Consider the following 9,385-nt stretch of genomic DNA (forward strand, 5'->3'; position numbering starts at 1 on the left):
GCTAAGCTCTCGTAGGAAAACAGCCGTGACGCCTAACATCATCCGGGCGCGCTGCGCCGGATGATGAGTATGCCAATGGGAGGTGGCGGTCTGGTGGTGGCGCGCGAAGACATCGTGCGAGCGCGTGGTTTGCTCGCCAACGGCGAGGAGTTTTTGCCGTCGCCGGCACAGGCGGAGAACGGCGATCCCCGCGACACCTGCTACATGACCGCGATCGCCGCCGAGCTTGGGCTGAAGGCGTATCTTTCGAGCCAGGGCTGGAGCGACGATCGGTGTCGGCAGGACATTCGCCACGACCTCGAAAAGGGCCTGTCGCACGCCGACAAGTCCGGGATGGTCGGAACGGGTGACGATCTGGGCGATGTGATCGCGGTGTTGAACGCCTACTATCAGTGCCATGCCTTCGATCGCTTCGACAGCGATCCGGCGTTTGCATCGAAGGCCCGCGCGGAAGTCGCGCGTCTCCTCGATGTGGTGCGCCCCTATGTCGAGGCCTCCGGCGGGCGGTAGATCTCGAAGGGATTGCCGTCGGCGAGATGGCCGAACGGCGTGAAAACGAAGTCGCCTTCATCGCGGCCGACAGCGCAGATGACGTAGCGCGGCTCGCCGGTCGCCACGTCGGCGCATTCCATCAGCGCCAGGTCGCCGCTCGACGCGGCGCGCAGCAACGTCTGGAAGTTGGCGCGGGCATGGTCGGGGATGCTCATCGTGCGCCTCCCTCGGCAAGCCGGTCGGCGAGCCAGCGGCCGGTGCTCATCCAGGCGATTGTCTGGCCCGTGGCGAGATCGAGGACATGGGCGCCGCCCATGAAGCCGTCGATCACGGGATTGGAGGCAATGCCGGCCCACTGAAATCCCCAGCGGCCGGTCAGTCCGAACGCCTCGGCGCAGCGCGTCACGAAGGTGATCGCAAGCTGCGGATCGGCGGTGCCGGGATCGCGCAGCCAGAGCCGCGACGCGCCGTGTTCGGGTGTCACCGACAGGTGAAACGGCTCGGCCGGCGGGTCCTCGCGGCCGTTCTCGGCCATCAAGGCGGCATAGATGTCGAAAGCCCGGGCGACATTGGCGGAGGTGCCGACGTCGAGCAGGCAGGAATAGCGGGTGACGAAATCGGTCATAGCGGGCTCCGGAAACGAAAAGAGCCCGGCGCTCGGGCCGGGCTCGGAGTTCGGGGTGACGGCGGCTAGTAGCCGAACTGCCAGGAAGGCCAGGCTTGGCCGTTGTCGGCGGCGCGCGCGGCGTCGGCGAGATCGGCGGGATCGCCTTCCACGACGACGGGGTCGCGCACCGGCATTTCGTCGATTATCGTCACGCGGCCGACGCTCCTCGACCTCGACGTGCACGGGAACGAGGTACTGGAAGACGACGCGGTGTGGCGGCGGTTTGGATTGCGACATGGCGATGCTCTTTCGTTCGGGGAAAAGGCCGGAGCAGCCGAAGCCGCTCCGGGGGTTCGTCATTCAGCCGCGACAAGGTGCGGTTCATCATCGATGGCCTCCGCGGTGACCTCCTCGTCGTCGCTGGCGAGGAATGCGGGCAGCGCCGCATCGTCGTCCTCGCCGCCAGCCTCGACCTCCGGCGTGGACACCTCGGCATCGTCGATCAGGCGCAGCGGCTCGGGCAGCCAGCCGGTCTCGGCGAGCAGCCGCTCGGCCTCCTTGGCCATGTCGCCCTTCTTCAGGTGGTCGATGAGCTGCGCGGCCTGCTCTCCGACGCCCTCGCGAACCGCCTGCAGGATGCGGGGCTTGGTGACACGGTTGAGGTAATTGCCGAAGGTCGGGCGCCAGCCGGCCTCCACCAGATCGAGCCCAGTCGCCTTGGTCAGGCGGTCGGCCTGGGCGAGCCGCATGCCGAGCGTGTGCTGCGACACGCCGCCGGCGCTGTGCGGGTTCGGCCGCTCATAGAGCGCGTTGACGCCGTAGCTGACGCAATGCGCCAGCAGCGCCATCCGGCTGGCGTCGTCCAAGCCCGCGAGCCAGTCCCATAGGGCATCGTCGTCCTTCGGGATGTCGCCGGCCCAGGCGGCGTGACGGTCCTGCACCGCGCGGGCGGACGGGCAGTCCTTCAGCCCATCGTCCTGCGCCGGGAAGAAGACGTGCTTCACCCCGGCCTCCATGGCGCCCGTGTACATGCGGGTCATGAAGGTGTCCGACACCAGCTTGTGGAGCAGTGCGGTCATGGCGACGTGCGGGTTCTCCGCGACGGCGTTGCGCAGCGCGAGGGTGCGATAGGCCGTCAGCTCGATGACCAGGCGCTCGGGGAGCGGCTTGATCGCGTCGTCCTCGTCGTCCTCCGCCTCGACGGGCTGGCCGCCGATCGTGATGACGGCGCGCTGCACGGCCGGCGCACCGGGCTCATCCGACCGACCTTCGGTTTCGCCCCCATCGGCCTCGGCGCCGGGGTCGGGAGCCTCGTCCTCGGCCCGGACATAGCCGCGATCGATGGCGACGGTGCCGTCATGAGCGATGCTGATGAACACACCGGCGCGGGCGATGTCGGCGGCCTCGAATCGCACGGGACGGGTGTCGAAGGCCGACAGCGCCGTCTCGATCTCGCCGAGCCGCTGGTCGACCTCGTCGGGCAACTCATCGGCGTCCTCATATTCGGCCTCGAGCTTCTGGTACTCGGAGTTGAGCGCCGCGATCGTCGCCTGTTCATCCGCCGTCAGGTCGAGCGGTTCGCCCTGCAGCTCGCGCAGGCCGCGCGTTGCGTCGTAGGGGAAGCTGACCGCGACCTCGATCCACTTCCAGGCCTCGGCGGCGATGGTCTCTGCCGTCGCCTTCAGCTTCTCTGCGACCAGCCGATCGAGCAGCGCCGCATCCTGCAGCCAGCCGCCATCGTCGGACTGGAACAGGTCGCGCATGACGATGCCACCGGCCAGCTCATAGGCTTCGACACCGACGAAGACGGCGCGCTTGTCCGAAGCGCGCACCGTCGTCTCGGTGAGCATGCGACGGATTTGATAGGGCTCCTTCGACCAAGCGTCCTTGATCGCCTCCCAGACCTGCTCCTGGCGAGCGTGATCGTCGGTGACGGTGAACGCCATGAGCTGGTCGAGCGTCATGCCGTCCTCGGCATAGATGTCGAGCAGGCTGGGCGAAACGGCCGCGAGGCGCAGGCGCTGCTTGACCACTTGAACGGGCACGAAGAGCGCCGCAGCGATATCCTCCTCGGTCTTGCCCTTCACCCGCATGTCCTGGAAGGCGCGGAACTGGTCGAGCGGATGAAGCGGCGCGCGGTCGATATTCTCGACCAGCGAGACTTCCTCGGCGAGAATCTCGTCGTCGCGCTTGCGCACCACGCACGGCACCGGGGCGATCTTGGCGAGGCGCTTCTGCTTGACGAGCAGTTCCAGCGCACGGAAGCGACGGCCTCCGGCCGGCACCTCGAACATGCCGGTCTCATGGCCCTCGGCATCGACGACGGGGATGACGCTGAGGCTCTGGATGAGGCCGCGACGCGCGATCGAGGCCGCCAGGTCCTCGATCGAGACGCCGGCCTTCACGCGCCGGACATTGGACTGGCTGAGCGCCAGCTTGTTGAAGGGGATGTCGCGCGAAGACGACAGGACGATCCTCTGAACTGCAGTAGCCATCGAGATTACTCCGCGACGGGCGGCCGAGAGCCTCTCTCTCGACCTCCAACCCGTCACGAAATCCCGTCCTCCCTCTCACTCTCTCCTGGCCGGCGGCTAGGGCGCGGCGACGGGAGACGCAGCAGCGCAGACCCGTCGCCACAAATTTACGGATCTACGGACTGCGCGGTCGTCGCGCTTCGGTGGGCGGCGTGAAGCACGCGTTCGGCCTGACGAATGCTGCCGGTCCGACTGGCTGCCTCGGCCCAGGCCGAGATCGGATAGAGCCCCTCGAAAAGGATGTCGCGTTCGATGCCGAGACCCATCGGCAAACGCACCGCGGTCACTTCGGCGAGGCTGAATGAGCCGAGCTCGGGTTCGCCGAGATCTGCCAGGCCGAACAAGGTGTCGCCGTCCTCGTCGAGTTCGGTCGCGAGCCAGACGCCTTCGCCGAGGGGGTTGAAGAACTTCACCACGGGGATGTGATCGGCGTCGCGTTTCCGGCCGTTGGCCAAGAGCTGCTCGCGCAGTTCGTCGGTCATGAGGATCATGCGGCCCTCCTGTCGATCGCGGGTTCGGCCGATAGCGCGGCCCCGTCGGCCGGCACGAAGCCGAGCAGCCAATCGGCGGCTTTGCTCGCCTGGCTGGCGGAGCGGACGATGGCGCGATTGTCCTCGCGCAGCACTTCCAGCCAGGAGCCGATGTAATCGGCGTGCCGCACGGTCGGCACGATGCCGAGCGAGGCGCAGCAGAAGGCCGCATTCATTTCGGCAACCAGTTCCTCGACCGCATATTTCTTGGTGCCAAAACCGCCGCTCATGTCGCGGCCGAGACGGGACGGATGGCCGGTGGCGTGACCCAACTCGTGCAGCGCGGTCCGGTGCCAGTTGATCGGCTCGAAATAGGCCTGGGGCGGCGGAACCCGCACATAGTCGAGCGCCGGCACGTAGAAGGCGCGATTGCCCCCGATGCGAAAGTCGATGCCCGTCGCCCGGATCAGCGCCTCGACCTGCGGCTCGATCAGGCCTGGCGACGGCGGCGGCGCGACGATCGCGATGTCCTCCGGCAGGCCCTCGCACTGCGCGGCGTTGAACACCGTGAAGCGCTTCAGGAATGGGACCGCCTGGGCCTCGTCGCCGGTCTCGCGGGCGCGCCGCTTCTCGTCGTCTGGCACGAAGCGGTCGGCATAGACCACGGTCGTGCCGCGCTCGCCCTTGCGGACATGGCCGCCGAGCGCCAGCGCCTGGCGAAAGGTGAGCCAGCTCTGGCCGGGAAAGCCGTGCTCGATGACGGCGCCCCAGAGGATCAGCACATTGATCCCCGAATAGTGCCGGCCGGTGGCGGCGTTGCTCGGCATGGCGAGCGGCGCTTTCGCCGCCGCCGTGCCCCAGGGCTGGACCCAGGGCACGCGACCGGTCTCCAGGTCGCCGATGATCTTGCCGGTGATTTCGTCGTAAAGGCTCGTGCGGTCCTGGCCGGCGCGAGCGGATGGGGTTCTTCTGGACATCACGGATCTCCGCGACGGGCGCCGGAAGCCTCTCTCCCAGCCCTCAACCCGTCACGGCAACGCCGGTCCGCACTCTCACTCTAAAGGGGGCGTTGCGGGACGGCGAGCCCCGCAGAAGGGGTCGGCCGAGACGTTGGCTCGGACGCAGGGGAAGGCTTTCCCCGCAAGATCTAGTCGGACGTGGAGGCCATGGTCGTCGAATAGAATGTCGCGATCCAGCGCTGCTTGAGTGTGGCAATGCGAGTCGGCTCGGGAGGCGCACGGCCCAGGACGGTGGAAAGAACGACGTGAGTTGCTCGCCAACCTGAACCGCGAGCTTTCCGATCTCCGAGACGACTGCATCCAGCGTCGTCGCTTCCATGAATGGGCCTATCACGGCATCGCCGTCGCGCTGCGGCCGCATCATCAGGGCGGACTTCATCGTCGGGTGACCGGCGAGCTCAGAGAACATCTTGTAGGTTTCGAAGCGCTTCTTGCCGGTGAACCCTTCGCGCGCGTCGATGGCTTCGCGGAGTTTGACGGGGCCGAACTCTCGCTGACGCGTCTTTTCATCAGCGAGGCGCCAACGACCGATCAGGCTTCGGTCGCCTGCGAAGTAGCTCAGGAGGAAAACCGTCTCGAGAACGTCGCGGAGGATGAGTGCGCTATTCTGGCTATAGCCTGAGAGCGCGAGTTTGATGCTCGCGCCAAACGCGTTGAAGGTTCGCATGCCGAGGATCTGGATGACCTTGAGATCTTCGTCTGCGGTGTCGAACTGTCGCAATATGTCGGCGAGGTCCATGGCGGCTTCGGTCACTGCGAGATGCAACGCGCGGTGGTCGTCCGCAGCGATCATTTCGAGAGCCTTCTGCCGCAGCTCCTCCTCGCCGGCATGCAACCTCGCGAGATTGGCCGGCATCCCGCCGGCGGCCCTCCTGTCCATTCCTGCTATCTCCAGAGAGCGTCGTTCTTGTTTCTGACCACATCGAAGCTGCCGAACGCGGGCCGCGCCTTGAAGGCGGTGACATGATCGCGGGCGTCGCCCAGCGCTTCGGCCAGGTCTGCCCGGGTGATCGTCGATCGATCGCCGACGATCACTTCCACCGGCTTCAGGTCGTCGGTGAAGGGCTCGAAGTATAGGCCGCCTTCGTGGACGCTGTCGGCGAGCCGGCTGAAGGATCGATATTCCGACTCATATCTCCAGGCGGTGAACTTTGTCAGAAGCAGGTCCTCCACGTCCGCGCCGACGAGATCGCGGTCGGACGGCGCCGGCAGGCGCTTTCGCCGATACTTCACCGGATGATACAGGTCGCTTTTGTCGGGCACTTCGAACCCGATGACGATGCCGTGGTGTTTCTCGGCGTAATGGCCCCAAAGCAGCGGATGGGACCATTTGTGGCTGAAGCACAGCAGGCCATACTCGCGATCGCGTTCATTCTTCCAGTTGCGCAGGAACGCGCGGGCGCGCTTGTCGCGGAGATTCCAGCCGAGAAATTCGAAGGGGTCGTTCAGCTCGTTGATCCGAGCGAGTTTCAGGCGTCGTTGCTTGAGCGCGAGAAGCCCGTATTTCTGCGACGTGAAATGGTAGAGACGCATAGTATTCAGGTCGCTTCGCTGTTGAGACCGGCCATGTCGCGGGGTGAGTCGCGCGGGGAACTATTCTCCGTCTTTATCTGAAATCGCGCGTCTTCACCTTGATCGTATCAATGTGCAGGTCGGGGATGTAGATGTCGCGCGGTCGAACCGTTCGCGGCGGCTGACCGCGAGGGTCCGGGGTTGGCGAACCATGGTGGAATTCGTCGCCGCGCCCATGCGGCAATGGAAAGGCCGTGTCGCGCTCGCCAACGCTGGCCAACTCGGCGGAGAGATCGGTCAGCCTGTGGGCGACAAGATGGACCACTTCGCCCTCCCGCTGAACGCGCCCGCGCACCGCGATCATGCCGGCCGACAGAATGGTGCGGCGGTTCTGCTCGAAGACCTTGGGCCAGACCACGAGGTTGGCGATCCCGCTCTCATCTTCGAGCGTGATGAACATGACGCCCTTGGCACTGCCGGGACGTTGCCGCACCAGCACGATGCCGGCAGCCTCCAGCCACCGGCCCTCCTTTGCATCCATCGCCTCTTGGCAGGAGACCATACGACGGCGGCGCAGCTCCGGGCGCAGGAACGAGACCGGATGGTCGCGTAGCGACAGGCTGACATGCCGGTAGTCCTCGACGACTTCACCGCCCGCCGTCATCGGGCGCAAGATGACGGCCGGCTCGGCAACCTCGGGCACGATCTCTTCCTCGCGGGCCGACGCGGCGGCGAAGAGCGGGAGAGGCTCGTCGCGCAGAGCCTTGATCGCCCATAGGGCCTCACGACGGGCGAGGCCGAAGGGCGGGCGAAACCCGTCCGCTTCGGCGATCTGAGTGAGCGCCGCGACGGGCACGCCGGCACGGCGCCAGAGATCGTCCACTGAGCCGAAGGGCTGGTCCGCCCTGGCCGTGACGATCGCCGCGCCGTGGCCGTTGGCGAGCCCTTTGACCATGCGCATACCGAGGCGAACGGCGAACCGCTCATCGGTGCCGGTGGGCTCGAGCGTGCAGTCCCATCGGGAGGCGTTGGCGCAGACCGGACGGATCTCGACGCCATGATTGCGCGCGTCGCGGACGATCTGGGCCGGCGCGTAGAAGCCCATGGGCTGGCTGTTCAGCAATGCGGCGCAGAAGATTTCCGGGTGCCAGCATTTCAGCCAGGCCGAGGCATAGGCGATCAGCGCAAAAGAGGCTGCGTGGCTTTCCGGGAATCCGTAACTGCCGAAGCCCTCAAGCTGCTTGAAAGTCTGCTCGGCGAACGCCTGCTCATAGCCATTAGCCACCATGCCGGCGATCAGCTTGTCGCGGAAATGGGAGACGCCGCCGGTGAACTTGAAGGTGGCCATCGACTTGCGAAGCATATCGGCCTCGCCGGGAGTGAAGCCGGCGCATTCGATGGCGACACGCATTGCCTGCTCCTGAAAGAGCGGCACGCCGAGCGTCTTGCCGAGCACCTTCTCCAGCTCGGGCTTCGGGTAGTGGACGGGCTCAAGGCCCTCCCGGCGACGAAGATAGGGGTGCACCATGTCGCCCTGGATCGGACCGGGCCTGACGATCGCGACCTGCACGACGAGATCGTAATAGGTGCGCGGCTTCAGACGCAGCAGCATCGACATCTGTGCCCGGCTCTCGATCTGGAAGGTCCCGAGCGTGTCCGCCTTGCGGATCATCGCGTAGGTGCGCGGGTCCTCGGCTGGGATGGCGGCGAGATCGAGATTGACGCCCTTGTGCTCGGCCAGGAGATCCAGCCCCTTCTTCATGCAGGTCAGCATTCCGAGCGCCAGGGCGTCGACCTTCATGAACTTCAGGGCGTCGATATCGTCCTTGTCCCATTCAATGACCTGCCGGTCCTTCATCGCGGCCGGCTCGATCGGTACAAGGTCGTCGAGCCTGTCGTGGGTCAGCACGAAACCGCCTGGATGCTGGCTGAGATGGCGCGGTGCGCCCATGAGCTGCCGAGCGAGATCGAGCGTCAGGCGAAGGCGGCGATCGGCAAGATTGAGGTTCAGCTCCTCGACATGCTTCTGTTCCACGCCTTCCTCCGACCAGGCCCAGACCTGCGACGACAAGGTGCCGATCAGATCCTCTGGCAGGCCTAGCGCCTTGCCGACATCCCGCAGCGCGCCTTTGGTGCGATAGCGGATGACAGTCGAACAGAGCGCGGCATGGTCGCGGCCGTAGGTGTCGAACACCCACTGCATGACGATCTCGCGCCGCTCGTGTTCGAAATCGACGTCGATATCTGGCGGCTCCCGGCGTTCCTCGGACACGAAGCGCTCGAAGAGAAGATCATTGCGGCCGGGATCGATCGACGTGATGCCGAGGACGTAGCAGACCGCCGAGTTGGCCGCCGAGCCGCGACCTTGGCAAAGGATGTCCTTCGATCGCGCGAAGCGGACGATCGAATTCACGGTCAAGAAATACGGCGCGTAGTCGAGCTTCTCAATCAACCGCAGCTCATGTTGAAGCGCGGCAGTCACACTGTCAGGCACGCCTTCTGGGTAGCGCTCGGTGGCGCCTTCCCAGGTGAGCTTCGCCAGCGTCTCCTGCGGTGTAAGGGCAGGATCGTCGCGTTCCTCGGGATATTGATAGGCCAGCTCGTCGAGATTGAAGCGGCAGCGGGCTGCGATCTGCAGGGTTCGGGCGAGCGCTTCGGGATAGCGGCTGAAGAGACGGTGCATCTCCTCGGGCGGCTTGATGTACCGATCTGGACTTCCCCTTCAAAAATGGAGGGCTTCTGTTAGACAAG

At 65.8% G+C, this 9,385-nt stretch carries 9 protein-coding genes and 1 pseudogene; 1 reads left to right on the plus strand and 9 read right to left on the minus strand.

Translation table 11 applies throughout. From position 1 onward, the window contains the following. Positions 1 to 75: 75 nt before the first annotated feature. The gene (locus CES86_RS09850; RefSeq protein ID WP_167387111.1) at positions 76 to 510 is read left to right on the plus strand and encodes a HEPN domain-containing protein; all 435 of its coding nucleotides are present in this window, start codon (positions 76 to 78) and stop codon (positions 508 to 510) included. Here CES86_RS09850 and CES86_RS09855 read toward each other — a convergent pair. The 9 genes and pseudogenes from CES86_RS09855 to CES86_RS09895 form a co-directional block, all read right to left on the minus strand. Continuing rightward, positions 483 to 707, minus strand: coding sequence for a DUF6117 family protein (locus CES86_RS09855; protein WP_088217373.1), 225 nt, complete (start codon positions 705 to 707; stop codon positions 483 to 485). The two genes, CES86_RS09850 and CES86_RS09855, sit on opposite strands and share 28 nt — an antisense overlap. Then, a complete protein-coding gene (locus tag CES86_RS09860) occupies positions 704 to 1,117 on the minus strand; it encodes a hypothetical protein (protein WP_088217374.1) in 414 nt (137 codons plus the stop codon). The genes CES86_RS09855 and CES86_RS09860 overlap by 4 nt, the downstream gene beginning before the upstream one ends. A 65-nt stretch (positions 1,118 to 1,182) precedes the next feature. Continuing rightward, on the minus strand, positions 1,183 to 1,311 hold the full coding sequence (locus CES86_RS28115; RefSeq protein WP_254915502.1) for a hypothetical protein: 129 nt from the start codon (positions 1,309 to 1,311) through the stop codon (positions 1,183 to 1,185). Positions 1,312 to 1,455: 144 nt separating this feature from the next. Next, entirely contained in the window at positions 1,456 to 3,594 is a 2,139-nt protein-coding gene (locus CES86_RS09870; protein ID WP_088217375.1) for a ParB/RepB/Spo0J family partition protein, read from the minus strand. A 146-nt stretch (positions 3,595 to 3,740) separates the two neighbouring features. Continuing rightward, positions 3,741 to 4,124, minus strand: a complete 384-nt coding sequence (locus CES86_RS09875) for a DUF2958 domain-containing protein (protein ID WP_088217376.1) — start codon at positions 4,122 to 4,124, stop codon at positions 3,741 to 3,743. Next, entirely contained in the window at positions 4,121 to 5,080 is a 960-nt protein-coding gene (locus tag CES86_RS09880; RefSeq protein WP_094514275.1) for an ArdC family protein, read from the minus strand. Before CES86_RS09880 ends, CES86_RS09875 begins: the two co-directional genes overlap by 4 nt. A gap of 43 nt (positions 5,081 to 5,123) precedes the next feature. Next, on the minus strand, positions 5,124 to 6,002 hold the full coding sequence (locus tag CES86_RS09885; RefSeq protein ID WP_231771185.1) for a hypothetical protein: 879 nt from the start codon (positions 6,000 to 6,002) through the stop codon (positions 5,124 to 5,126). A gap of 5 nt (positions 6,003 to 6,007) precedes the next feature. Next, a complete protein-coding gene (locus CES86_RS09890) occupies positions 6,008 to 6,655 on the minus strand; it encodes a DUF2971 domain-containing protein (protein WP_088217379.1) in 648 nt (215 codons plus the stop codon). Between the two features lie 73 nt (positions 6,656 to 6,728). Continuing rightward, positions 6,729 to 9,344, minus strand: a pseudogene (locus tag CES86_RS09895) (error-prone DNA polymerase); the annotation flags it as partial. Positions 9,345 to 9,385 lie beyond the last annotated feature (41 nt).

The organism is Brucella lupini (assembly GCF_002252535.1).
In the GTDB taxonomy this organism is placed as follows: Bacteria; Pseudomonadota; Alphaproteobacteria; order Rhizobiales; family Rhizobiaceae; genus Brucella; species Brucella anthropi.